Below are 23932 nucleotides of genomic sequence, written 5' to 3' on the forward strand. Positions count from 1 at the left end.
TCGTGGCAGGGGAGAGCGCAGGGACAGAACGGGACGGATGTCGGGGGACAGAGCGATGGTCGGGACGGGCATGACGGACGTGACAGACGTGGTACCAGGTGTGACCGAGAGCGAGGCGCGGCAGACGCTCCACCGGGTTTTCGGGTACGAGACGTTCCGCGGCGAGCAGGAAGCGGTCGTCGACCACGTGGTGGCGGGCGGGGACGCCGTCGTCCTCATGCCGACCGGTGGCGGCAAGTCCCTCTGCTACCAGATCCCGGCCCTGGTCAGGCGGGGCACGGGCATCGTCATCTCGCCGCTGATCGCGCTGATGCAGGACCAGGTGGACGCGCTGCGGGCACTCGGCGTGCGGGCCGGGTTCATCAACTCGACGCAGGACTTCGACGAGCGCCGCTCGATGGAGGCCCAGTTCGTGGCGGGAGAGCTCGATCTCCTCTACCTGGCCCCCGAGCGCCTCCGGCTGGACTCCACCCTCGGTCTGCTCTCCCGCGGAGAGATCTCCGTCTTCGCGATCGACGAGGCGCACTGCGTCGCCCAGTGGGGCCACGACTTCCGGCCCGACTACCTGACCCTGTCCGTGCTGGGCGAGCGCTGGCCCGACGTACCGCGCATCGCCCTCACGGCCACGGCGACCGGCGCCACGCACCGGGAGATCACCCAGCGCCTGGGCATGCCCGACGCCAAGCACTTCGTGGCCAGCTTCGACCGGCCCAACATCCAGTACCGCATCGTGCCCAAGGCCGACCCGAAGAAGCAGCTGCTGTCCTTCCTGAAGGAGGAGCACGCCGGGGACGCGGGCATCGTCTACTGCCTCTCGCGCAATTCCACGGAGAAGACCGCCGAGTACCTCTGCCGCAACGGCATCGAGGCCGTCCCGTACCACGCGGGTCTCGACGCGGGCACCCGCGCGGTCCACCAGTCCCGCTTCCTGCGCGAGGAGGGCCTCGTCGTCGTCGCGACCATCGCCTTCGGCATGGGCATCGACAAGCCGGACGTCCGCTTCGTCGCCCACCTGGACCTCCCGAAGTCGGTCGAGGGCTACTACCAGGAGACCGGCCGGGCCGGCCGGGACGGAGCCCCGTCCACCGCCTGGATGGCGTACGGCCTCCAGGACGTCGTCCAGCAGCGCAAGCTCATCCAGGGCGGGGAGGGCGACGAGGCGTTCCGCCGCCGGGCCGCCTCGCACCTGGACTCCATGCTGGCGCTCTGCGAGACCGTCCAGTGCCGCCGGGCCCAGCTGCTGACGTACTTCGGCCAGGAGCCCGCCGCTGCCTCCTGCGGGAACTGCGACACCTGCCTGACCCCGCCCGAGACGTGGGACGGCACGGTGGTCGCCCAGAAGCTGCTGTCCACGGTGGTCCGGCTGAAGCGGGAGCGCGGGCAGAAGTTCGGCGCCGGGCAGATCATCGACATCCTGCTCGGCCGCAAGACCGCGAAGGTCATCCAGTTCGACCACGACCAGCTCTCGGTGTTCGGCATCGGCGAGGAGCTGGCCGAGGCGGAATGGCGGGGCGTGGTCCGGCAGCTGCTGGCCCAGGGCCTGCTCGCCGTCGAGGGCGAGTACGGCACGGTGGTGCTGACCGAGGAGAGCGGTGCCGTGCTCGGCCGCGAGCGCGAGGTGCTGCTGCGCAAGGAGGCCCCGAAGCCGGCCTCCCGCTCCTCCTCGAAGGGCGAGCGCAAGGCGAAGTCCTCGGCCGCCGCGGCGGAGCTCGCGCCGGAGGCGCTGCCGGTCTTCGAGGCGCTGCGTGCCTGGCGCGGCGCCCAGGCCAAGGAGCTGGGCCTCCCGGCGTACGTGATCTTCCACGATGCGACCTTGCGTGAGATCGCGGCCCTGCGTCCGTCGTCGCTCGGCGAGCTGGGCGGGGTCAGCGGCCTCGGCGAGAAGAAGCTGGCGACGTACGGGGAGGGGGTGCTGGAGGTGCTGGCGTCCCTCGGGGAGGTGGAGCCCGCCCCGACCTCAGCCCCCGCCCCGACCTCGGCTCCCGCCCCGACGGCAGCCCCGGCCCCGGCTGCGGCTCCCGCTGCCCCGGCCCGGACGACCGCGCCGGCCGCCGATCCGGAGTTCGGCTGGGACGAGGAGCCGCCGGAGTACGAGTGAGCGCGATGGCGGTCGGGCGGCGGGCGGTCTACTCGGAGGCCGCCGCCCGGCGGCGCGAGACGATCGCGGTCAGGTCGAGGTCGACGGCGAAGGGCGCGGACACCTTCATCCGGTCGTGGAAGATCCCGGTCGAGGTGTAGGCGCCGGTCGCCGGCTCCAGCTCGAAGACGTACACGACCGCGCGGCCGTCCTGGTTCTCCACCCGCCAGTAGTGGGGGATCCTGGCCCGCGCGTACTTCACGGGCTTGGTCTCCCGGTCACGGGTGACGGACTCGTCGGACACGACCTCGATCGCGAGCAGCACGCTGCTCGCGGGGAACCGGGTCTGCCGCAGACTCTCGACCGCCTCGGCGCGCACGACGACCACATCGGGCTCGGGCCGGTTCTGGAAATCGACGTCGATGGTGAATTCGCGGAAGACCTCCAGGTCGAGCGGGGCCAGCGACTGCAACTGCCACTTGAGGTAGTCGATGGCACGCTCGTGGAAAACGGTCTGCGGACTCACGAAAACCAGGCTCCCGTCGATCAGCTCCGTATGCGGAGGCAGATGGGGAAGCGTGTCCAGGTCATCGGCGGTCCAGCCGCCCACGGGCGGGACCGCCCACCGCGGCTCGGGGGCCTCGGGTTCGACGCTCATCAGTGCTCCCATGGGCCGGAGTCTGGCGGGTCCGTCCAGCGTATCCGCAAGGAACCGGCTCAGGCCTGCCCAAACGTGTGAACGGGTCAGCGTTATTGACCCTCCCCCGAACCGTCACTCGCCCCTGGTCACTCCCCACCGGAGCCCGTCGTGAAGTTCCGCCGGCTCCCCCCGGTCGCGTCCGACTTGTCCTGAACGACGTTGCGGCGCACCGCGTCGGCCGGCCACTGTTCGCGGACCAGTGACCGCATGGCCGAGCGGGACGACCGGCCGCCCCCGCTCACGTGCGGGTCGAGGCCGGCCGCCGAGACGAGCGCGGCCAGGGCGCGGCTGCGGTGGTCCGGGAAACCGGCCCGCTCGGCCGCCGCGAACCGCTCCCGGACCGCCCCCGCGTAGCTCTGCGGCCCCGCCGGGTGGCGGTGGTAGGGCAGCAGGCCGAGGAAGCGGCGGGTCTCCCGGAGCAGGACGCCGCGCCGCACCAGGTCCGCCAGATACATCTCCTGCGCCGTCCGCCCGGCGCGCCGGACCCAGCTCCGGGCCGTCACCCCCGAACGCAGCCGGTCCTTGCCGGGCGGCGGCAGGCTCCGCATCAGCGCGGCCAGCAGCGGATCGGGCGGATCCAGCGGGTTGGCCACCCGCACGTACCCGCGCTCTCCGGTGACCCGCCCCTGGAGCTCCAGCTCCGCCAGGGCCGCCCCGGCCATCGCGTACTCCAGGAAACGGGTGCGGCAGTACGGCCGGCCGCGCTGCGGGTCCAGCGCGAGCAGCAGCAGTTCCTCGGGCAGCGTCGGTCCGGGCTGCGGCCGGGTCATGGCGCGGGCACGATCCGTCCGGTGACCTCACCGAGGCCGACGCGGGTGCCGTGCGGGCCGGGGGCCCAGGCCGTCAGCGTCACCGTGTCACCGTCCTCCAGGAACGTCCGCTTGCCCTCCGGGAGTTCGAGCGGGTCGCGGCCGTTCCAGGTGAGTTCGAGCAGGGAGCCGCGCTGGGCCGGTTCGGCGCCGCTGATGGTGCCGGAGCCGTACAGGTCACCACTGCGCAGCGAGGCGCCGTTGACCGTCATCTGCGCCAGTTGCTGGGCCGCCGTCCAGTACATGGTGGAGAACGGCGGCTCCGAGACGACCTGGCCGTTGATCGCGACGGCGAGCCGCAGGTCGAAGCCGCCGGGCTCCTCCTCGTCCGCGTCGTCGAGGTAGGGAAGCAGCGGGAAGTCGCGGGCCGGCGGCGCGGTCCGGGCGGCGTCCAGGGCCTCCAGCGGGGTCACCCACGCCGAGACGGACGTGGCGAAGGACTTGCCGAGGAAGGGGCCCAGCGGCACGTACTCCCAGGCCTGGATGTCCCGCGCCGACCAGTCGTTGAGCAGCGAAAGACCGAAGACGTGCTCGCGGAAGTCGGTGAGCGGCACCGGCCGGCCCTGCTCCGATCCGACGCCGACGACGAACCCGACCTCGGCCTCGATGTCCAGCTTGACGGACGGGCCGAAGACGGGAGCCGGGTCGGCGGGGGCCTTGCGCTGTCCCGAGGGGCGCACCACGTCCGTACCGGAGACAACGACCGTGCCCGCCCTGCCGTGGTAACCGATCGGCAGGTGCTTCCAGTTGGGGGTGAGCGCGTCGCCGTCCGGGCGGAAGATCCGGCCCACGTTGGTGGCGTGGTGCTCGCTGGCGTAGAAGTCCACGTAGTCCGCGACCCGGTAGGGCAGATGGAGCGTCACGGTGTCGACCGGGTGCAGCAGCGGCTCGATGTCCGCGCGGTGGCCCGGCACCGTGACCCAGGCGGTCAGGGCGCGGCGCACGTCGCTCCACGCGGTGCGGCCGGCCGCGAACAGGGCCATCAGGTCGGGCTGGGCCAGCAGTTGGGCGTAGGGCGAGCCCAGTGCGTGGGCGGCCGCCCCGGCGTCCAGCACATGACGGCCGATGCGGACGCCCACCCGCCGCTCGCCGGGCCGGTCGGGGGTGGAGAAGACACCGTACGGAAGGTGGTGCGGACCGAAGGGATCGCCCTCGGCCACGTCGAGCGGGCTGCTCTGCTCGGGCATCTGTTGCTGCCTCGCTTTCCAGGTCGCTGTGGGGGACACGTTACGTGGGGGACATCCCCCGGCGGCAGTGCCCCAACCGTCCCCAACCGCCCCCATTGCCGGGAAGGTTCCGCCGTATCCCCGGGCGCGGAGGGGCAGGCGAGGGCCGCTGCCCGTTCAGCCCGCCGTGCGCGGGATGCGCTTCTCCCAGGTGCGGTGGAAGACGACCTCCCCGCCCTCCTTGCAGACCACCTCGTCGGAGGTGACGAAGTCGTCCGCGTCCGCGGAGATCTCGGAGCGCGTCTCGACCAGCACGTCCCAGGACATCTCCGGCCGGTGCAGCCGGATCGTCCAGTCGGAACGGGTGCGGGCGGAGAGCGGGTCGCTCTCCTGGATCGTGTACGTCTCCACCGCGTCCTCGGTGAACTCCAGGCCGTCCGGGTAGACGCGCGTGCCGCCGTACCGCGGGTCCACCTCCATCCGCCACTCGCCCTTGGCGACGTCACGGACCACCAGCCGCTCGGGGCGCTGCTCGTCGAGCGTCACGGGGAAGACGACGCCGAGCGGCTCGGACTGCTCGGGCTCCTCGAAGCGGATCGCGGGGTCCTCGGTGTGCCGGCGCACCGGGAGTTCGACGAAGCTGCCGTCGGCGTCCAGCGTGAAGCCCGCCGAACCGGCCTGCGGCCAGATCCACGGCCAGTAGGAGGAGGAGACCGCGAGCCTGATCCGGTGGCCGGGCGGGAAGGCGTGCCCGATGCCGTTCAGCTCGAACGTGACGTCCTCGGTCGCGCCGGCCGGCCAGTCCTCGGCCCGGTCCCGGCCGTTGCGGGTGGCGAGGTTGAGGACGCCGCGGGTGACGAGGGTGGAGGAGCCGTCGGGGGCCACGTCGCAGAGCCGGGCGACGGCCTGGCCACGCGGCACGTCCATCCGGATGCGCAGCCTCACCCGGGGGCGGCCCAGGATCTCGACCGGGGCGTCCGTGACGGGGAACTCGAAGCACACCGACTTGGCGTCCTCGTCCCGCTGGTCGGGCGGCAGGTCGGCGTCGTTGCCGAACGGGAAGAACCGCCCGGCGTCCAGCCCGGTCCGCTGGGGCGAGTCGACGGTCTGCGGCCCGCCCTGGAGGGCGTACGTGACCGGCGCGACGTTCTCCGAGGGCCAGCTGGTGTCCCCGACCCAGCGGCCGGGGAGCGTCTCGTAGACCGTGGCCGGCCGGTGCGACTCGCTGATCCAGGACCGCAGCAGCGGCTCGGACATCACGCCGGTGTCCTCGTCCTTCAGGTGCTGGTCCCACCAGCGCAGCGTCTCCTGGAGGAACCCGATGCCGGGCCCGGGCGGCAGCCCCCGGTCGGGGTACTGGTGCGACCAGGGTCCGATCAGCCCGCGTACCTTCGCCGGGTCCAGGTGCTCCACGAGCCGGAGCACGGTGTCGCGGTACGGGTCGTGCCAGCCGCCGACCGCGAGGACACTGGCGTCGATCGCGGAGTAGTCCTCGCAGACGCTGCCGTGCTTCCAGTAGTCGTCGCGCGTCTGGTGCGCCAGCCAGGTGTGGATGAAGGGGGTCACGGCTTCGAGGCGGTTCAGCCACATCTCCCGCCAGTCGTCCCCGACGTCGGCCGGGTCGGGCGGCCGGCAGACGAACGCCAGCATGGTGGCCGCCCAGGCGTGCATGTCCACGGCGAGGACGGACCCGCCCATGTAGTGGACGTCGTTGTCGTAGCGGTCGTCGGCCGAGCACACGGTGACGATCGCCTTCAGGGGCTCGGGGGCGAGCGCGGCGATCTGGAGCGAGTTGAAGCCGCCCCAGGAGATGCCGAACATCCCGACCCGGCCCGAGCACCACTCCTGGCGCGCCAGCCAGTGGATGACGGCGACCCCGTCCGCGAGCTCCGTCGCGTCGTACTCGTCGCCCGGCATCCCCTCGCTGTTGCCGTGCCCGCGCACGTCGACCCGGACCGAGGCGTAGCCGTGGCCCGCGTACCAGGGGTGGCGCTGCCAGTCGCGCGGCGCGGTCCAGTCGCTCAGCCGGTAGGGCAGGTACTCCAGCAGCGCCGGGACGGGTTCGTCCGTGACCGGCCGCCAGATCCGGGCGTACAGCTGCGTGCCGTCCGGCAGCGGGATGTAGAGGTCCTCGCGGGTCGTCTCGTACGGGAACGCGGTCTGGATGTGCATGGGCGTACCTCAGTGGACGGGGTGCATGGTGCGCCTGAGCCAGGGTGCGGCGGCGATGACGGCCAGACCGGCCAGCACCGCGATGGCGCCATTGACACCGAAGTAGGCGGGGTTGGACACCTCGCCGTACAGCTTCACGATCTGTGCCTGGATGCCGTTGGCGAGGGCCAGGGAGAGGAACCAGAGCGCCATCGTCTGGCTGGCGAACGCCTTCGGGGCGAGCTTCGTGGTCGCGGACATGCCGGAGGTCTCCAGCAGCACGTCACCGAGGCCGAGCAGCAGGTAGGAGCCGACGATCCACCAGGCGGCCATCTTGTAGGTGTCATCGGAGTGCCCGGAGGTGGGCAGGACCATCAGCAGGAAGGAGAGCCCCCCGAGGATCACCCCGATCGCGATCTTGTTGGACGCGTGCGGCTGGCGCGGCCCCATTTTCGCCCAGACGGCGGCGACCACCGGGGCGAGCGCCACCTCGAACGCGCCGAGCGCCGAGGCGTACCAGCTCGACGGGAAGTGGAAGCCGAAGATCTCGGTGCGGGCGTTGGTCGACGCGAGCAGGATCATCGTCGAGTACGCCTGGAAGAGGATGAAGTTGAAGACGACGGAGGCCAGGAACAGCACCACGTACGGGCGCAGCCGGCCGCGCTCCTCCGCGGTGACCCGGGGACTCCGGAACATCACCGCGAAGTACACGACCGGTGCGATCACGGAGACGAGGGTGAGCAGGTCGACGAAGCGGTCCATGGTCAGCCAGCCCGCCAGGGCCAGCGCGGTGGCGAGGGCGGCGACCACCACGACGCCGACGACGATGAGCCGGACGGCCCGGCGCATGGGCCCCGGGGCGAGGGCGAACTCGGCGGCGTTCTTTCGCCCGGCCAGGTGACGGCGGCCCAGCACGTACTGGATCAGGCCGAGCGTCATACCGAAGGCGGCGGCCGAGAAGCCCCAGTGCCAGCTCGCGTGGTCGCCGAGCCAGCCGGTGACGAGCGGGCCGAGGAACGCGCCGATGTTGATGCCCATGTAGTAGAGCGCGAAGCCGGCGTCGCGGCGCTCGTCGTCGGTGCGGTAGAGCTTGCCGACCATGGTGGCCACGTTGGGCTTGAGCAGGCCCGTCCCGGCGCTGATCAGCCCGAGGCCGACCCAGGTCATGACGTCGGTGGGCACCGCCATGGCGTAGTGCCCGCAGGCGATGAGGATGCCGCCGTACAGGACGGCGCGGTACGAGCCGAGGATCCGGTCGGCCAGCCAGCCGCCGGCCACGGAGACCAGGTAGACGAGGGTGCCGTACGCGGCGGAGACGGAGGCCGCGGTGCCCGCCTCCATGCCCATGCCGCCGCGCGCGACCGTGTCGGCGAAATAGAGGACCAGGATCGCCTGCATGCCGAGGAACGAGAACCGCTCCCAGACCTCCAGGCCGGACAGGGTCATCAGACCCCGTGGCTGGCCGAAGAAGGCGTGGTCGTCAGCCGGGGGCGGCCGGTCCGGTTCGGTCTCTGCGACGGCGTGGGACAAAGGGACAACTCCTGATCGTATGAGCTGATCCCGAACATACCGGCGGTGGCGGGAAGCCGCCCACGGTGATCCAAAGGGGACCGGATACGCTGACTTGAGTGATGACAACGACACATCGACATTCCGTGTGATCGTCAGCAGACAGGAGATCCCCTCGTGACCGTCGTCGGGCCGTTCGGACTGAGCGTGCGGGACCAGGCTCTTGAGGCCGGTGTCCAGGCCGGTTTGGCTGCTGTCGAGTCGGGGCTGCTCGATGCCACCAAGAGTGAGGTCCCCTTCATCACGGAGGCCGCGCAGCACCTGGTGCGCGCGGGCGGCAAGCGGTTCCGGCCCCTGCTGGCGATGCTGGCCGCCCAGTTCGGCGACGCCGACGCCCCGGGCGTGGTGCCCGCCGCCGTGGTGGTCGAGCTGACGCACCTCGCGACGCTCTACCACGACGACGTGATGGACGAGGCGGACGTACGGCGCGGAGTCGAGAGCGCCAATTCCCGCTGGGGCAACTCGGTGGCCGTACTGACCGGCGACTTCCTCTTCGCGCGCGCGTCGCACATCCTGGCCGACCTCGGCCCGGAGGCCGTCCGCATCCAGGCCGAGGCGTTCGAGCGCCTGGTGACCGGCCAGATCCTGGAGACGGCGGGCCCGCGTGACGGGCGCGACCCGGTCGAGCACTACCTCGACGTGATGCGCGGCAAGACCGGATCGCTGATCGCCGTGGCCTGCCGGTTCGGCGCGATGATGGCCGGCGCCGACGAGACGGCGACCGACATCCTCACCCAGTACGGCGAACGCCTCGGCGTCGCCTTCCAGCTCGCCGACGACGTCCTCGACATCGCCTCCGACTCCCACGAGTCCGGCAAGACCCCTGGCACCGACCTCCTCGAAGGCATCCCGACCCTGCCGGTCCTCCACCTGAGGGCGCAGGCGGCGGCCGACGGCAAGCCGGACGACCTGGAGCTCGTCGAACTGCTGGACGGCGACCTGAACGCACCGGGCAAGCTCGACGAGGCGCTCCGCCGGCTGCGCGCCCACCCGGCGCTCGACCAGGCCCGACGCGACACGGTCCGGTACGCCCAGGAGGCGCGGGCCACCCTGACGCCGCTGCCCTCGTGCTACGCCAAGGACGCCCTGGAAGAGATGTGCGACGCGGTGGTGCACCGCGCGGGCTGAGCGCTTCCCGACGCAACCCCTACGGGAGGGCGGAGGGATCGCGCCCCGGTGTCATCCCGGAGAGGTACGCGGAGTTGCTCCCGCGGGCTGACGCCTGGAGCCGCCCGATTTGGTCAGATGGAGAACAACCACTCCTGACCAAAACGGGTGAGAATGGCGGCACGGAGTGGACGAGTGCATCCGGACGGAAGCCGCCGACCACGGAGGTAGGGCACACATGGCACCGAACGACAGCGCAGACACCAACGGCACGGCAGCGCCCGGCACCAAGGGCGCCGTCGCGGGCCGCCGGAAGGCGGTGCGCTACATCGTCCCGGTCGCGGTGGCGGGGGTGGCGGCCGCGACGATCGGGCTGGTCCCGGCGCTCGCGAGCTCGGGCGACCCCGATCTGCCGAAGATCACCGCGCAGGAACTCATCGAGAAGATCGCCGCCTCGGACACGCAGCAGCTCTCCGGCACGGTGAAGATCAGCACCGACCTCGGCATCCCGTCGATGGGCGGCCTGGCCGGCTCCTTCGTCCCGGACGGCGCGGGCGACGAGGGCTCGGCGAGCGCCGACCCGCAGAGCAAGCTGACGGAGCTCGCCTCCGGCACGCACACCCTCCGGGTGGCCGCCGACGGCCCCGACAAGCAGCGGGTGTCCATCCTGGACAACGCGTCCGAGTACAGCCTCATCCACAACGGGGACCAGGTCTGGGCGTACGACAGCAAGTCGAACGCGGTCTACCACGCCGAGGGCCGGGGCGAGGGCGACGCCGGGAAGGGCGAGAAGCGGGCCGCCCCCGACGGCGTGCCCACCACCCCGAAGGCCCTGGCCGAACAGGTGCTGAAGGCCGCCGACGGCACGACGTCCGTCACGGTCGACGGCACCGCGCAGGTCGCCGGGCGCGACGCGTACCGGCTCGTCGTCAAGCCCGAGCAGAGCGGCTCCACGATCGGCTCGGTCACCGTCGCCGTGGACGCGGAGAACGGCGTACCGCTCAAGTTCACCCTGCAGCCGAGCAGCGGCGGCAAGGCGGCGATCGACGCCGGCTTCACCTCGGTCGACTTCGAGAAGCCCGACGCGTCCTCGTTCGACTTCACCCCGCCCAAGGGCGCCGAGGTGACCGAGGCGGACGAGGCCGAGGGCCACGGGAAGGCCGAGGCCGAGAAGGCGAAGGGCGACCTCGGCGCGTTCGAGGGCCTGGACGGCATGGACGGCATGAACGTGATCGGCAAGGGCTGGAACAGCATCGCCGAGTTCAAGACCCCCGGCGGGGCCGCCCTCCCGTCGAAGGCATCCGGCGACGAGGTGCCGGCCGAGGCGCAGCAGTTCCTGGACGCCCTGGGCGACAAGGTCACCGGGAAGTTCGGCTCGGGCACGGTCTTCAAGACCCGCCTGGTCAACGCGCTGATGACGGACGACGGCCGGGTGTACGTCGGCGCGGTCACCAAGGACGCGCTGGTGGACGCGGCGAACAACGCCGGCTGACACCGCTTCGTACGCCGTCTCGCGCACCGGCTCCGCCCCGCTCCGCCGTAGCCTCCGTACGGCGGAGCGGGGCGGACGCGATCTGGGGAGTAGACATGACAGGGGCCGACACCGTGCCCGTGATCGAGACGCAGGGGCTCACCAAGCGGTACCGGGGCGGCCAGCTCGCCGTCGACGGGCTCGACCTCACGGTCCCCGGCGGCAGCGTCTTCGGCTTCCTCGGGCCCAACGGCTCCGGCAAGACCACCACGATCCGGATGCTGATGGGCCTGATCGACCCGACGTCCGGCACCGCGAGCGTCCTGGGCCGCCCCATGCCGGGCGCGGCCCGCACCGTGCTCCCGCACGTCGGGGCGCTGATCGAAGGCCCGGCGCTGTACGGGTTCCTGAGCGGCCGGGACAACCTCGTGCGCTACGACCGCGCCGACCCCACCGCCGATCCGCGCACCCGGAGCGCCCGCGTGGGCCACGCCCTGGAGCGGGTCGGGCTGGCCTCCGCGGCCGGGAAGAAGGCCCGGGCCTACTCGCTGGGCATGAAGCAGCGGCTCGGTCTGGCCGCCGCCCTGCTCCGGCCCCGCCGGCTGCTCGTCCTGGACGAGCCGACCAACGGCCTGGACCCGCAGGGCATGCGGGAGATCCGGGCCCTGGTCCGGGAGCTGGCCGCCGAGGGCACCACGGTCTTCCTCTCCTCCCACCTGCTCGACGAGATCGAGCAGGTCTGCACCCACGCGGCGGTCATGGCACGGGGCCGGCTGATCACCCAGGGGCCCGTCGCCGATCTCGCGGCGGGCACCCTGGGCCGGCTCGCCGTCACCACGCCGGACCCGGCCGACGCCGCCCGCGTCCTGAAGGAACACGGCGTCACCGGCATCACCCTCGACGGCGACCGGGTGCGGGCCGACGCCCCGGCCGGCTCCGTCGAGCTCGCGGACCTGAACGCCGCCCTGGTCCACGGCGGGGTCCGGGTCCGCTCCTTCGGCGTGGAACGGGCCTCGCTGGAGGACGCGTTCGTCGCACTCACCGGGGAGGGATTCGATGTCGCGGGCTGAACTCGCACCCGCCGGGACCACCGCGGTCCGGCGCCATCCGCTGTGGACGCTCGGCATCCTGCGCTCCGAACTGACCACCACGCTGCGCCGGTGGCGCACCCTCGCGCTGCTCGGCGTGCTGGCCGCCGTGCCCGTACTGATCGGGATCGCGGTCCGCATCGAGACGGCCGACGGTTCGCCGGCCGGACCCGGCGGGGGCGGGGGAGGGCCGGCGTTCCTCTCCCAGGTGACCAACAACGGCCTCTTCCTGGTGTTCGCCTCCCTCGCCGCGACCCTCCCCGTCTTCCTCCCGATGGCGGTGGGCGTCATCGCGGGCGACGCGGTCGCGGGCGAGGCCAACGCGGGAACGCTGCGCTACCTGCTGGTCGCACCGGCCGGCCGGACCCGGCTGCTGCTCGCCAAGTACGCCTCCACCCTCGCCTTCTGTCTGGTCGCCACCCTCGTCGTGGCGGCCTCCGCGCTGGCCGTGGGGGCACTGCTGTTCCCCGTCGGCGACGTCACGACGATCTCCGGGACCCGGATCAGCTTCGGCGAGGGACTGCTGCGGGCGGGGCTCGTCGCGGTGGCGGTCGCGGCGTCACTCATCGGCTTCGCGGCCCTGGGACTCTTCGTGTCCACCCTCACCAACAGCGGGATCGCTGCCATGGCGGCGACGGTCGGGGTGCTGATCACCGTGCAGATCGTGGACACCATCCCGCAGCTGAGCGGGATCCACCCGTACCTCTTCCCGCACTACTGGCTGTCCTTCTCGGACCTGCTGCGCGAACCCGTCTACTGGGACGAGGTGCTGAAGAACCTGGAGCTGCAGGGCCTGTACGCCGCGGTGTTCGGCTCGGCGGCCTGGGCGCGGTTCACGGCGAAGGACATCACCGCCTGACGGGAGCGGCTCCGGCGGCCGTACCGTCGGCCGGCGAGCCGTCCCCCGATCGGCTCGTCGCGGCACGAACGGCACGAACGGTGCGAAAGGTAAGGAACGAGCCGACACGGTACGTTCCGTTTCCCGCCTGAGTATTGTTCGACTTTTGGCGACGCGCTGTCAACAAGGATTGGCTCGAACAGACCTATGCTCACCGAATGACCACATCGCCGAGTTCGCTGCGCCGGAGCGAAAGCTCCCGCAGGGCGACGCTGGAGGCCGCCCTCGAGCTGTGCACGGAGAAGGGGTACGGCCGCGTCACGGTCGAGGCCATCGCCGCCCGGGCGGGCGTCAGCAAGAAGACGATCTACCGCTGGTGGCCTTCGAAGAGTGCGGTGCTCCTGGAGGCGTTCACGGAGGCGCTGGTCATGGCCACGCCGTTCGCCGACACCGGTGACATCGCCAGGGACCTGCGCACCCATGTGACGGGCGCGGTCAGAGTGCTCTCCGTACCGCCCTTCGGACCCGCGTACGCCGGAATACTCTCCGAGCTCCACCACGACGACGCGCTGGCCGAAACGGTCCGCACGCAACTGATCGAACCCCGCTTCGAGGCGGCGGTCGGCCGACTGCGCGCCGCCCAGGAGCAGGGCCAGATCCCGCCGGGCGCCGATCTGCGCCTCGCGGTGGAGATGCTGTACGGCCCGGTCTACTACCGCCATGTCCTGCGCAAGCCGATGCAGGACGCGGAGACGGTATCGGCCCTGGTCGAGCACGTGCTGCGGTCGCTGGGGGCGGCGGAGCGCTGACGGCGGCCCGGTCGACGGCGGCCCGGTGAGGCCTGCGCGCGTAGGGTCGGGGGCTGACGGGCGTCGCTCAGCCGAACACCCGCTCAAGGACGACCGCGACCCCGTCGTCCTCGTGGGAGCGCGTTATCTCGTCCGCGGCCGCGCGGAGGAGCGGGTGGGCGTTGGCCATGGCCACCCCGTAGCCGCATCTGCGGAACATGGGCAGGTCGTTGGGCATGTCCCCGAAGGCGATCGCGGTCACCGGGTCCAGTCCCAGGTACTCGGCGGCCAGCGCGACGCCGACGCCCTTGTCCACGCCGTACGGCTGCAGCTCGACCGTCCCGGGCCCGGACAGCGTCACGGTGGCGAGGTCACCGACGACGGCACGGGCCTCGGCGGCCAGCGCGTCGTCGCCGAGCTCCGGGTGGCGGACGAGCACCTTCAGCACGGGCTCGGCCCACAGCTCGTCCCGGTGCCGCGTCCGCCGCGCGGGCAGGGTGGCGTGCGGCAGCAGATAGCCGGGCTCCATGAGCGTGCGCCCGTCCGTCCCGCTCTGGTCGACGGCCGCGAAGACCTCTCCCACCTGCGCCTCGATCTTCCCCAGCGCGGCGGCGGCCGCCTCGCGGTCCAGGCTGACCGCGCGCAGCAGGCGCCCGGACCCGGCGTCGTACACCTGCGTGCCCTGTCCGCAGACGGCGAGGCCCTGGTACCCCAGCCCGGTGAGCAACTCCCGCACGCCCGGCACCGGGCGGCCGGTGACCACCAGGTGCCGGGCCCCGGCGGCAGCGGCCAGGCCGAGGGCGGAGCGGGTGCGGGGGCTCACGGTGTCGTCGCGGCGCAGCAGGGTGCCGTCCAGGTCCGTGGCGACGAGGGCATATGCGGGCGGGATGGGCATGGCCCAAGCCTAGGGAGATCCGCTTTCCGTCGTGCGGCTCTGACCTGCGGCGACGGTCGGGTACGTGGAAGGGGGCGGCCGAGGGGCGGGGCGTACCGGGAGAAAGCGCACCCCGGCACGAGGTGCGAGCGTGAGGCTCGTGCCGGAGCACCCTTCGCCTTGTCCCAGGGCAGGCGGGGTGGCGCGCCCCTCGGCGCCGGCCGTCAGCCGCGCACGTGCAGTCCGAAGCCCGTGCGGCCCGTGGCCTCCAGTCCGTCCTTCAGGTGCAGCGAGGGGATCTCGTAGTCACCGAAGTTCTGCCGCCGGAACGGGATCGGTGCGGTGGACTCCAGGGTGAGCAGGCGCTGTTCCCAGGCCTTGGCGGCATCCGGGAAGTCGGCGTCGGTCATCCGGTCGGTGCCGTACAGCACGAACGGCGGCAGCACCTCGATGCCCGGGTAGTAGAGGATGCCGTGGTGGATCGGGAACAACAGGTCGTCGATGGGGCCGTTGATCCCGCGGGGGGCGTAGTGCGACTCCTGGCCGCCCACCGTCACCGACAGCAGGGCCCTCCTGCCGGCGAGCGTCCCCTCTCCGTAGCGCTCGCCGTACTTGGTGTCGCTGTGCTCACCGACGCCGTACGCGAAGTGGAAGGTGAACACCCGGTCCACCCAGCCCTTCAGGATCGCGGGCATCGAGTACCACCACAGCGGGAACTGGAAGATGATCGTGTCGGCCCACAGCAGCTTCTCCTGCTCGGCGAGGACGTCCGGGGTGAGCGTCCCCGCGTCGAAGGCGCGGCCCGAGTCCCGGGCGACGCGCAGCGGGTGGGAGGCCTCGGGGCCGTAGTCCGAGCCGTCCACGACCGCCTTCCAGTTCATCGCGTACAGGTCACTCACCCGCACCTCGTGGCCGGCGGACTCCAGGGTGGACACCGCCAGGTCCTTCAGCGTGCTGTTGAGCGACTGCGGCTCCGGGTGGGCGTGGACGATCAGCGTCTTCATGGGAACTCCTTCGGCGGGGAGGGGGCTGGGCTCCTTCGATTCAAGACGCCGGGGCCCGCGGCGTTCAGGGGCGCCCGCACCGTCGGACGGGACTTCCTGGTATCGGCAGGGCCACCTTCACGGGCGGCATCGCGGTGATACTGGACGGGTGGACGACCTCGCGGGCTTTCTGAAGATCCGGCGTTCCCGGGTCGACCCGGCGGCCGTCGGTATCCCCACCGACAGCCGCCGCCGGGTCGAGGGGCTGCGCCGCGAAGAGGTCGCCCACCTGTCCGGGGTCAGCGTCGACTACTACGTACGCCTGGAGCAGGGCCGCGCCACCCAGCCCTCCGAGCAGGTCCTCGACGCGCTCGCCCGCGTACTCGGCCTCGACGAGACCGAACGGGGTCACCTCCACCGGCTCGCCCGGCAGCACCGTCGGCGCGCGAAGGCGCCGGGCGGGCGGGTCCGGCCGGAAGTGCTGCGGGTCCTCGGCCTGGTCCCGGACGCTCCCGCGCTGATCATGGACCACCGTCTGGACGTGCTCGCCGGGAACCGCCTCGCCGGGCTCCTCTACGGCCGGCCGCTGCCGGGTCTGAACACCGCCCGGCACATCTTCCTGGAAGAGGCCGAGCGCGGCCTCTACGCGGACTGGGAGCAGTGCACCCTCGACGTGGTCGGGCACCTTCGGCTGGCCGCCGGCACGTACCCCGAGGATCCCCGTCTGGCTTCGCTCATCGGTGAGTTGGCGATGGGCAGCGAGCGCTTCCGCCGCCTCTGGGCCCGTGCGGACGTGCGCGCCCGCACCCATGGCCGCAAGGCGTTCCGGCACCCGTTGGTCGGACTGCTGGAGCTGCACCAGGAGAACTTCGCGCTGCCGGACGAAGCCGGCAGGGAACTGCTGGTGCTGTCGGCGGCCCCGGGCAGCCCCGCCGAGGACGGGCTCCGCCTGCTCGCGGGTCTGGGCGCGGACAGCGGGGACAGGCATCCCCCGGTGGATGCCCGTCAGGACCGCGGGTAGCGCGCGCCGCGCCTCCCCGCCGCGGGTGAGGGTGCGGCGGGAAGCGCCGAGCGGGCTACTGGACGCAGAACTCGTTGCCCTCCGGGTCGCTGAGCACCGTCCACGTCCCGCCCGGCTCCGCGACCTGGCGGAGGACCTTCGCGCCCAGCCCCTCCAGCCGGGCCACCTCCGCCTCGCGGCGGTCCGGTCCGGCGTGGAGGTCCAGGTGCAGGCGGTTCTTCACCGTCTTGGGTTCCGGGACGCGCTGGAACAGCAGCCGCCGCCCCAGCCCCGTCCCGCTCTCCTCCTCGTACGGGTCGTCCGGGTGCCGGGCCGCGGCCAGGTCGAGCCAGGCCCGCCGCCCGTGCGCGGTGGTGGTGATCGCCTCCGGTACGGCTCCGAGGCTCAGGAGGCGCTCGATCAGGGGGCTGTTGTCCTCGATCTCGTAGCCGAGCGCCTCGGCCCAGAAGCCGGCCTGGGCGTGCGGGTCGGAGGCGTCGACGACGACTTTCCAGTCAAGAGTCATGCGGGCCATTCTGACCCGGAATGCCTGGTTCCGAGGGCTGGATCGAGACCAGCCGGGCGAAGGCCACGACGTTCGACTGGTAGCCGCCCGCCGCGGGGTCGTAGGCGCCGCCGCAGGTGAGCAGGCGGAGCTGGGCGTCCTTCGTCGGACCGTAGACGTAGCTGCTCGGGAAGTCGCTCTTCTCGAACTCCTCGATCGCGTAGATGTGGAAGGTCGCGACCGTCCGGTCCGTGCGGCGCACGTCCACCCGCGCGCCGGGGCGCAGCGTGTCGAGTCCGGCGAAGGCGGCCGGGCCGGTGGGGGTGTCGACGTGCGCGACCATGATCGCGTTGCCGGGGGAGCCCGGTGTCACCCCGTCCCGGTACCAGCCGGCCAGATTGCGGTCCGCCGGGTCGGGTACGCCGAGCTTGCCCCGGTTGTCCAGGGTCAGGTCCACCAGGGGCGCGCTGACCTGGAGTCCGGGGATGTCGACGCGGACGGGGCGGGCGGCGGGCGCCGCCGCGGTGGCCACGGGCCCGGGCCGGGGCGTGGCGGACGTGCCGGGCTCCGTCAGGGGCGAGCCCAGGAGCAGGACGAGTGCCGCCGCGGCGGCCGGGATCAGCCCGGCCGCCGCGATCGGGCGCGGGAACGGCCGCCGTGAGGGCCGTTCCCGCGAGGTGCGGGCGCTCAACCGCGCCGGCGCCGGACGGTGCGGAGCCCGCCGAGAGCGGCGCCCGCCGCTGCCAGCAGCCCGGCCGCCAGGCCGAGTCCCGCGAGACCGGTCGACTCGTTGCCGGTCATGCCGGTCGCGGCGGTGGAACCGTCGCCCGCGTCGACCGGGCCGTCGGGCAGGGGGCCGTGGCCTCCGCCTCCGCCGGTGCTGGGGCCGTTGCCGTCGCCGTGGCCTCCGCCGGTGCTGGGACCGTTATCGTCGCCGTGGCCTCCGCCAGTGCCGGGGCCGTCGCCGTGTCCGTGGCCTCCGCCGGTGCTGGGGCTGGGACTCGGGCTGGTGCTGGGCCCGTGGCCGTGTCCGTGGCCTCCGCCGGTGCTGGTGCTAGGGCTGGGGCTGGTGCTGGGCCCGTGTCCGTGGCCTCCGCCGGTGCTGGTGCTGGGACTCGGGCTGGTGCTGGGCCCGTGTCCGTGTCCGTGGCCTCCGCCGGTGCTGGAACTGGGGCTGGGGCTGGTGCTCGGGCCGTGGCCGGGGCCGTGGCTGTGTCCTCCGCCATTGCCGTGTCCGTGGCCTTCGCCGGTGCTCGGGCTGGTGCTGGGGCTGGGGCTGTGCCCTCCGCCACCGCCGTGTCCTCCGCCGTGTCCTCCGCCGTGTCCTCCGCCGTGGCCACCGCCGTTGCCGTTGCCCCAGTGTCCGTTGCCGTTACCGTGCCCGCCCCCGTGCCCGCCGCCGTGGCCGCCGGACTGGGTGGGCTTGGGGTGGTGGGGGCGCGTGGGGCTGGGGGACGGGCTGGGCCCTCCGTCGTTCGCGGTGATCAGGGTGCGGTCCGTCGCGCTGACTCCGGTGCGCTGCGGTCCGTCGACACCGGCGATGGTGACGGTCAGTTCGGTGGTCACGTCGAGCGGGCCCGTGGGCGCCCCCTCGGCGGCGGCGAGGGTGAACGCGGCGCCCGCCTTTCCGCCGGGCTCCAGAGTGCCGCCGGCCCGGAGGTTGGTGCGCAGTGCGCCGGTGAGCGTCCCGTCGGTCTCCTCGGTCAGGGCGACCTCGGAGCCCTCGGACATGACGGTCAGCTGGTCCGCCCGCAGACCCGCCGGGCCCTTGAGCGTCAGGCGCGTGCCGATGCCGGGGTACTCGGGCCCGTCCGCCGGGTCGGTGTAGGAGACGTCGGCCGGGCGGGGCCCGTCCCCCGCCTCGATCTCCTCGGGGACGGTGAGCGCGGCCGTCGCGCGGCCGGTGACGGCGAAGTCCCAGATGGTGCCCTTGGCGGTGATGTTGTCGACGAACGTGTTGAGACGGCCCTTCGGGTCGCCGAGCCGGCCGATGTTGGCGATCACCCCGTACGCACCCTCGCACTCCGCGACGAAGTGGGACAGCGGGGCGTGCCCGCCCGCCGGGACCCCGGCCACCGCGCGCGAGGTCCGCATCACCGAGTCGCCGGTGAAGCGGTACTTCTGCCAGGTGTCAGGCTTCAGCGCGTCGCCCTGCACATCCGTGTTGCTGCCGGGCTCGAAGGACAGGGTGGTGAACCCGCCGCAGGAGGCCGGGAGTTGCAGGTTGGCGCCGATGTTGGTGACGCTGGAGCCCTCGGTCGAGGTGTAGGCCCAGTACGAGATCCCCGAGTCCAGCAGCGGCTGCATGGGCTCGGGCGTCCAGGTCGCGTTGAAGTAGTGGGCGGCCTGGGCCTGTTCGCCGGGGCCGATGGCCAGGTGCAGACTGCCGTTCAGGTGGACCGGGTCGGGCTTCGGGGAGACCTCTTGGATGCCGGGGTCCCGGTCGGGCGTCGTTTCCTGGAGCCGGAACCAGGGGCCGGCCGGGCCGAGGCCCGACGGGTGGACGGTCCGCACGGTGTCGTCCGCGCCTGCGGTGGGAGCGCTTGCGCAGGCGAGGAGCGTCAGGGAGGACAGGGCGGCGGTGGCGGTCGCGGTGCGCAGGAGCGCGCGTGACGCCCCGGAGGTGCGCGGGGATCGGGTCATAAGTGTGAGGAAAATATAAACTGTGTGTCATGAGTGCGATACTCGCCGTGACGCGCACTCAGGCTCCCTCCAATGCCGCAGCGCGCAGGTACTGCCCGATCGCCCGCCGGCCTCCGGCCGGGGTGATCACCCCGACGTGGTTGTCCGGACGGATCAGGACCAGGACGTCGTCGCCGGGGCCGATGCCGTACGCCGAGCGGGCGTGGCCGTCGTCGTCGGCCAGGCCGTGCGCGTCGCCCGCGTCCACCCCGTACGCCCGCAGTTCGCCCTTGTGCGCCGCCGACGCCTCCCGCAGCGCCGACGTCGTGGCGGCGCCGAACCCGAGCAGGGTGAAGTGCGGTCCGGCGAAGGCCTCGAACAGCCGGCGAGGGGCTCCGGTCGCGATGTCCCGGCAGGGCGCGTCCGGGGCGCGGTCGCCCGCCCGCAGCCGGGGCGTGGCGCCGAGGCGGGCCAGTGAGCTCCAGCGGTAGCCGTCGCCCAGGCCGCCGGTGCGCGGGGTGACGGCCGTGTCGAGCCCGCCGCCCGGCTTCTTGATCGCTTCCAGCGTGGCCCGCAGCCGCTCCGCGGTGACGTCCAGGACCTCGGCCGCGACGGGCAGCCGCTCTTCCTCGTACGTGTCGAGCAGGGCCGGATCCGCCTGCCCGGAGGCGACCCGGGCGAGCTTCCAGCCGAGGTTGTACGCGTCCTGGATGCCGGTGTTCATGCCCAGTCCGCCCGCGATCGAGTGCACGTGCGCGGCGTCGCCCGCCAGGAACACCCGCCCCACCCGGTAGCGGTCCACCATGCGCTCGTTGACCCGGTAGGTGGAGAGCAGCGTCGCCTGCGTCAGCAGGCCGCCCGGCAATCCCGTGTGCCGGGCGAACAGCCGCTGGAAGCTCTCCAGTGACGGGGGCACCGGGGCGCCGGAGGCGTCGGTCTCGGGACCGGCCTGGAACCACCAGCCCGATCGCGTGCCGGGGATCGGGCACAGCATCACGGCGCCGTCCTCGTCGAACCACTGGTGCCAGAATCCGCGGTCCGGCCCCTGGACCTCGACGTCGCCGCCCACCATCATCTGCGTCTCGTCCGTCCGGCCCTCGAACGGGATGCCCAACAGCTTGCGCACCGCGCTGTGGCCGCCGTCGCAGCCGACGACGTACCGCGCCTCGATCCGTCCGCCGTCCGCGAGCGTGGCGGTCACGGACGCGTCGCCCTGGTCCAGCCCCGTGAGTTCGCGGCCGAGCCCGACCCGTACGCCGTACTCGGCGAGCCGGTCCCGCAGGGCCTCCTCCAGCCGCCACTGGGCGATCATCCAGGGCCGGTCGTAGGGGGCGTCCGGCGTCGGGCGCGCATCGGCGAAGGGGGTGGCGTCGGCGATCGCCACCCCGCCCCGGTACTTGCGCATCGGCAGGGGCGCGGACCCGGCGGCCAGCACCTCGTCGACGACCCCGAGGTCCTCCAGGACCTCCAGGGAGCGCGGGTTGGGGCCCTTGGCCCGGGAACTGCGCGGGTGGCGGGGGGCCTTGTCGATGATCGTGACGTCGACGTCCCGGCGGGCGAGATCGATGGCCAGGGTCAGCCCGGTCGGCCCGGAACCGACGATCAGCGCGGTGGTCGGGGATGAGGGCATGCGTACTCCTCGGGTGCGTGTCCGTGGACCTCAATAGAAACGCAACCGAGTTAAAAAGGCAACTAGGTAACGCGATGTGGAGGTGTGGAGGCCTCCGCCGCTGCCGGGGCGGCGGCCTGCTTCGCCGCGGCCAGCCGCGCGGCCTGCGCCCGCGCCCTCGTGCGCCGTGAGGTCCGCAGCGCGTCCCAGGTCAGCAGCGTGAGGGCCAGCCAGACCAGCGCGAAGCCCGCCCACCGCTCCGCGGGCATCGCCTCGTGGAAGTACACGATTCCGAGGAGGAACTGGAAGACCGGCGCCAGGTACTGCAACAGGCCCAGGGTGGAGAGGGGCACGCGGATCGCGGCCGCCCCGAACAGCACCAGCGGCACGGCCGTCACCAGGCCCGTCGCCGCGAGCAGCGCCGCATGACCGGCGCCCCCGGAGGTGAAGGTCGACTCGCCCCGCGCGCCCAGCCACAGCAGATAGCCGAGCGCGGGCACGAACAGCACCGCGGTCTCGGCGGTGAGCGACTCCAGGCCGCCCATGCCGACCTTCTTCTTCACCAGGCCGTACGTCGCGAAGGAGAATGCCAGGACCAGGGAGATCCACGGCGGCTGCCCGTAGCCGATCGCCAGGACGAGCACCGCCGCGACACCGGTGCCGACCGCCACCCACTGCGTGGGGCGGAGCCGTTCGCCGAGGAGCAGGACGCCCATGGCGATGGTGACCAGCGGATTGATGAAGTAGCCGAGGGAGGCCTCGACGACGTGTCCGTTGTTCACGGACCAGATGTACAGGCCCCAGTTGACGGTGATCACGGCGGCGGCGACGGTGATCAGCGCCAGTTTCCGCGGCTGCCGGAGCAGTTCGCCGATCCATGCCCAGCGGCGCAGGACGAGCAGGGCGATGCCGACGACGCCGAGGGACCAGACCATGCGGTGGGCGAGGATCTCGACCGCCCCGGACGGTTTCAGCAGGGGCCAGAAGAGCGGGACGGCACCCCACAGGCCGTAGGCGGCGAACCCGGACAGCAGTCCGGCCCGTTGTTCGTTCTTCCCCTTCACGGGCCCTCCTGGCAGATCTCCGCCGGCGGCTGCGCCGACCTCATGAAGGTAGCGCCGACGCGGCCCGGTGTCATAGCCGTATCGTCAGACGGTCATGACACCGGGCTCCCGGCCCGCCGTGCGCCTTTCGCCGTGCTCCCTACCGGGAGGCGACCGCGGCGGCGACCGTCTCGGCGAGCGGCGTCGTCGGGCGGCCGATCAGCCGGGCCAGGTCGCCGCCGGTGTGGGCCAGCAGGCCGCGCCGGACGGCCTCGTCCACGTCGACGAGGATCGCCGCGAAACCCTCGGGCACGCCTGCGCCGACCAGGATCTCCTGGTGCACGGCGGCCGGGACGTCCTTGTGGACGATCTCCTCGCCGGTGGCCCGGGAGACCTCCGCCGCGTACTCCGCGAACGACCAGGCGACATCCCCGCTCAGCTCGTAGGCCTTGCCCAGGTGGCCCTCGCCGGTCAGGACGGCTGCCGCCGCGGCGGCGTAGTCGGCGCGGGTGGCGGAGGCGACACGTCCCTCGCCCGCGTTGGCCACGACCGCCCCGTGGGCCAGGACGGGGGCCAGGTTCGCGGTGTAGTTCTCCGTGTACCAGCCGTTGCGCAGGAACGTGTACGGGAGGCCGGAGTCGAGGATCAGCTGCTCGGTCACCTTGTGCTCGGCGGCCAGCTGGAAGTCGGCGGCGGGTCCGCCCAGGACGCCGGTGTACGCGAGCTGCGCCACGCCCGCCGCCTTGGCCGCGTCGATGACCGCGGCGTGCTGCGCGACGCGGCGGCCGACCTCGCTGCCGGAGATGAGCAGCACCCGGTCGCCGGCCCGGAAGGCGCCGGCCAGCGTCTCCGGGCGGTCGTAGTCGGCGATCCGGAGCTCCACGCCACGGGCGGCCAGGCCGGCGGCCTTCTCCTTGTCGCGGACGACGGCGGCGATCCCGTCGGCGGGTGTCGTGGTCAGCAGCTGCTCGATGACGAGGCGGCCGAGTTCTCCGGTGGCTCCGGTGACGACGATGCTCATGGGGTGTTTCTCCTCTTCAGGTGCTTATGTGCCTGCTCATGCGTTCTGACACTCACCCTAGAGAGTGCACTAACCAAACGAAAGTACCCACTTTGAAGTAAGGTACTGGTATGAGCGTAAGCAGTGTGGAGCGACGGCCCGACGTGCGGGAGCCGATGTGCCCTTCCCGGCTGGTCCTGGAACACGTGACCAGCCGCTGGGGCGTCCTCGTGCTCGCCGCCCTGCTGGAGCGCTCGTACCGCTTCAGCGAACTGCGCCGTGAGGTCGGCGGCGTCAGCGAGAAGATGCTGGCGCAGACCCTCCAGACCCTGGAGCGTGACGGCTTCGTGGACCGGGACGCCAAGCCGGTGATCCCCCCGCGGGTCGACTACACGCTCACCGCGCTGGGCCGGGAGGCCGCCGAGCAGGTGTGGGCCCTGGCGCGCTGGTCGGAACGGAGCCTGGACGCGGTGGACGCGGCACGCGCGGCGTACGACGTCCGCAAGGAGGGCCGTACCGGCTGAGCGGTGCC

At 72.5% G+C, this 23932-nt stretch carries 21 protein-coding genes; 8 read left to right on the forward strand and 13 right to left on the reverse strand.

The genetic code is table 11. From position 1 onward, the window contains the following. Positions 1 to 70 precede the first annotated feature (70 nt). Complete coding sequence (gene recQ, locus ABZ454_RS20965) at positions 71 to 2098, forward strand: DNA helicase RecQ (protein WP_359539831.1); 2028 nt, start codon at positions 71 to 73, stop codon at positions 2096 to 2098. 28 nt (positions 2099 to 2126) lie between these two features. Here recQ and ABZ454_RS20970 read toward each other — a convergent pair whose 3' ends face one another. The 5 genes from ABZ454_RS20970 to ABZ454_RS20990 form a co-directional block, all read right to left on the reverse strand. Continuing rightward, a complete protein-coding gene (locus ABZ454_RS20970) occupies positions 2127 to 2735 on the reverse strand; it encodes a Uma2 family endonuclease (protein WP_359539980.1) in 609 nt (202 codons plus the stop codon). Positions 2736 to 2863: 128 nt separating this feature from the next. Beyond that, positions 2864 to 3547 (reverse strand): GPP34 family phosphoprotein, encoded by a 684-nt coding sequence (locus ABZ454_RS20975; RefSeq protein ID WP_359539833.1) that lies wholly within the window; start codon positions 3545 to 3547, stop codon positions 2864 to 2866. Next, positions 3544 to 4773: a fumarylacetoacetase gene (gene fahA, locus ABZ454_RS20980; RefSeq protein ID WP_359539835.1), complete on the reverse strand. Its 1230-nt coding sequence runs from the start codon at positions 4771 to 4773 to the stop codon at positions 3544 to 3546. Before fahA ends, ABZ454_RS20975 begins: the two co-directional genes overlap by 4 nt. Positions 4774 to 4929: 156 nt before the next feature. Further along, a complete protein-coding gene (locus ABZ454_RS20985) occupies positions 4930 to 6924 on the reverse strand; it encodes a CocE/NonD family hydrolase (RefSeq protein ID WP_359539837.1) in 1995 nt (664 codons plus the stop codon). A 9-nt stretch (positions 6925 to 6933) separates the two neighbouring features. Beyond that, positions 6934 to 8433: a peptide MFS transporter gene (locus ABZ454_RS20990; RefSeq protein ID WP_356321810.1), complete on the reverse strand. Its 1500-nt coding sequence runs from the start codon at positions 8431 to 8433 to the stop codon at positions 6934 to 6936. A 156-nt stretch (positions 8434 to 8589) separates the two neighbouring features. On the opposite strand from ABZ454_RS20990, the gene ABZ454_RS20995 reads away from it, so the two are divergent. The 5 genes from ABZ454_RS20995 to ABZ454_RS21015 all read left to right on the forward strand — a co-directional run bounded on the left by ABZ454_RS20995 (position 8590) and on the right by ABZ454_RS21015 (position 13785). Further along, entirely contained in the window at positions 8590 to 9600 is a 1011-nt protein-coding gene (locus ABZ454_RS20995) for a polyprenyl synthetase family protein (RefSeq protein WP_359539841.1), read from the forward strand. A gap of 217 nt (positions 9601 to 9817) precedes the next feature. Beyond that, a complete protein-coding gene (locus tag ABZ454_RS21000; protein ID WP_359539844.1) occupies positions 9818 to 11071 on the forward strand; it encodes a DUF2092 domain-containing protein in 1254 nt (417 codons plus the stop codon). A 95-nt stretch (positions 11072 to 11166) separates the two neighbouring features. Beyond that, positions 11167 to 12120 (forward strand): ABC transporter ATP-binding protein, encoded by a 954-nt coding sequence (locus tag ABZ454_RS21005; protein WP_359539846.1) that lies wholly within the window; start codon positions 11167 to 11169, stop codon positions 12118 to 12120. Next, positions 12107 to 12997 carry an ABC transporter permease gene (locus ABZ454_RS21010; protein ID WP_356321814.1) on the forward strand — a complete coding sequence of 297 codons (891 nt, stop codon included), beginning with the start codon at positions 12107 to 12109 and terminating at the stop codon, positions 12995 to 12997. Before ABZ454_RS21005 ends, ABZ454_RS21010 begins: the two co-directional genes overlap by 14 nt. A gap of 197 nt (positions 12998 to 13194) precedes the next feature. Continuing rightward, complete coding sequence (locus ABZ454_RS21015) at positions 13195 to 13785, forward strand: TetR/AcrR family transcriptional regulator (RefSeq protein WP_359539850.1); 591 nt, start codon at positions 13195 to 13197, stop codon at positions 13783 to 13785. Positions 13786 to 13852: 67 nt separating this feature from the next. Here ABZ454_RS21015 and ABZ454_RS21020 read toward each other — a convergent pair whose 3' ends face one another. Continuing rightward, positions 13853 to 14659, reverse strand: a complete 807-nt coding sequence (locus ABZ454_RS21020; RefSeq protein WP_359539853.1) for an HAD family hydrolase — start codon at positions 14657 to 14659, stop codon at positions 13853 to 13855. A gap of 203 nt (positions 14660 to 14862) precedes the next feature. Next, positions 14863 to 15642 (reverse strand): NAD(P)H-dependent oxidoreductase, encoded by a 780-nt coding sequence (locus tag ABZ454_RS21025; protein WP_359539856.1) that lies wholly within the window; start codon positions 15640 to 15642, stop codon positions 14863 to 14865. A 148-nt stretch (positions 15643 to 15790) separates the two neighbouring features. Here ABZ454_RS21025 and ABZ454_RS21030 point away from each other — a divergent pair, with 148 nt between their 5' ends. Then, a complete protein-coding gene (locus ABZ454_RS21030; protein WP_359539859.1) occupies positions 15791 to 16642 on the forward strand; it encodes a helix-turn-helix transcriptional regulator in 852 nt (283 codons plus the stop codon). A 55-nt stretch (positions 16643 to 16697) separates the two neighbouring features. Here ABZ454_RS21030 and ABZ454_RS21035 read toward each other — a convergent pair whose 3' ends face one another. The 6 genes from ABZ454_RS21035 to ABZ454_RS21060 all read right to left on the reverse strand — a co-directional run bounded on the left by ABZ454_RS21035 (position 16698) and on the right by ABZ454_RS21060 (position 23421). Then, positions 16698 to 17156, reverse strand: coding sequence for a VOC family protein (locus ABZ454_RS21035; RefSeq protein ID WP_356321820.1), 459 nt, complete (start codon positions 17154 to 17156; stop codon positions 16698 to 16700). After that, a complete protein-coding gene (locus ABZ454_RS21040; RefSeq protein ID WP_359539862.1) occupies positions 17137 to 17817 on the reverse strand; it encodes a class F sortase in 681 nt (226 codons plus the stop codon). The genes ABZ454_RS21035 and ABZ454_RS21040 overlap by 20 nt, the downstream gene beginning before the upstream one ends. Further along, positions 17814 to 19769 (reverse strand): hypothetical protein, encoded by a 1956-nt coding sequence (locus tag ABZ454_RS21045; RefSeq protein WP_359539864.1) that lies wholly within the window; start codon positions 19767 to 19769, stop codon positions 17814 to 17816. Before ABZ454_RS21045 ends, ABZ454_RS21040 begins: the two co-directional genes overlap by 4 nt. A 58-nt stretch (positions 19770 to 19827) precedes the next feature. Further along, positions 19828 to 21378, reverse strand: coding sequence for an FAD-dependent monooxygenase (locus tag ABZ454_RS21050; protein WP_359539866.1), 1551 nt, complete (start codon positions 21376 to 21378; stop codon positions 19828 to 19830). A gap of 62 nt (positions 21379 to 21440) precedes the next feature. Continuing rightward, complete coding sequence (gene rarD, locus ABZ454_RS21055) at positions 21441 to 22421, reverse strand: EamA family transporter RarD (protein ID WP_359539868.1); 981 nt, start codon at positions 22419 to 22421, stop codon at positions 21441 to 21443. Positions 22422 to 22560: 139 nt separating this feature from the next. Then, positions 22561 to 23421 carry an SDR family oxidoreductase gene (locus ABZ454_RS21060; protein WP_356321825.1) on the reverse strand — a complete coding sequence of 287 codons (861 nt, stop codon included), beginning with the start codon at positions 23419 to 23421 and terminating at the stop codon, positions 22561 to 22563. A 110-nt stretch (positions 23422 to 23531) separates the two neighbouring features. Between ABZ454_RS21060 and ABZ454_RS21065 the strand changes: the two genes are divergently transcribed. Next, the gene (locus ABZ454_RS21065) at positions 23532 to 23924 is read left to right on the forward strand and encodes a helix-turn-helix domain-containing protein (RefSeq protein WP_359539872.1); all 393 of its coding nucleotides are present in this window, start codon (positions 23532 to 23534) and stop codon (positions 23922 to 23924) included. Positions 23925 to 23932 lie beyond the last annotated feature (8 nt).

The organism is Streptomyces sp. NPDC005803, assembly GCF_040630435.1.
GTDB lineage: Bacteria > Actinomycetota > Actinomycetes > Streptomycetales > Streptomycetaceae > Streptomyces.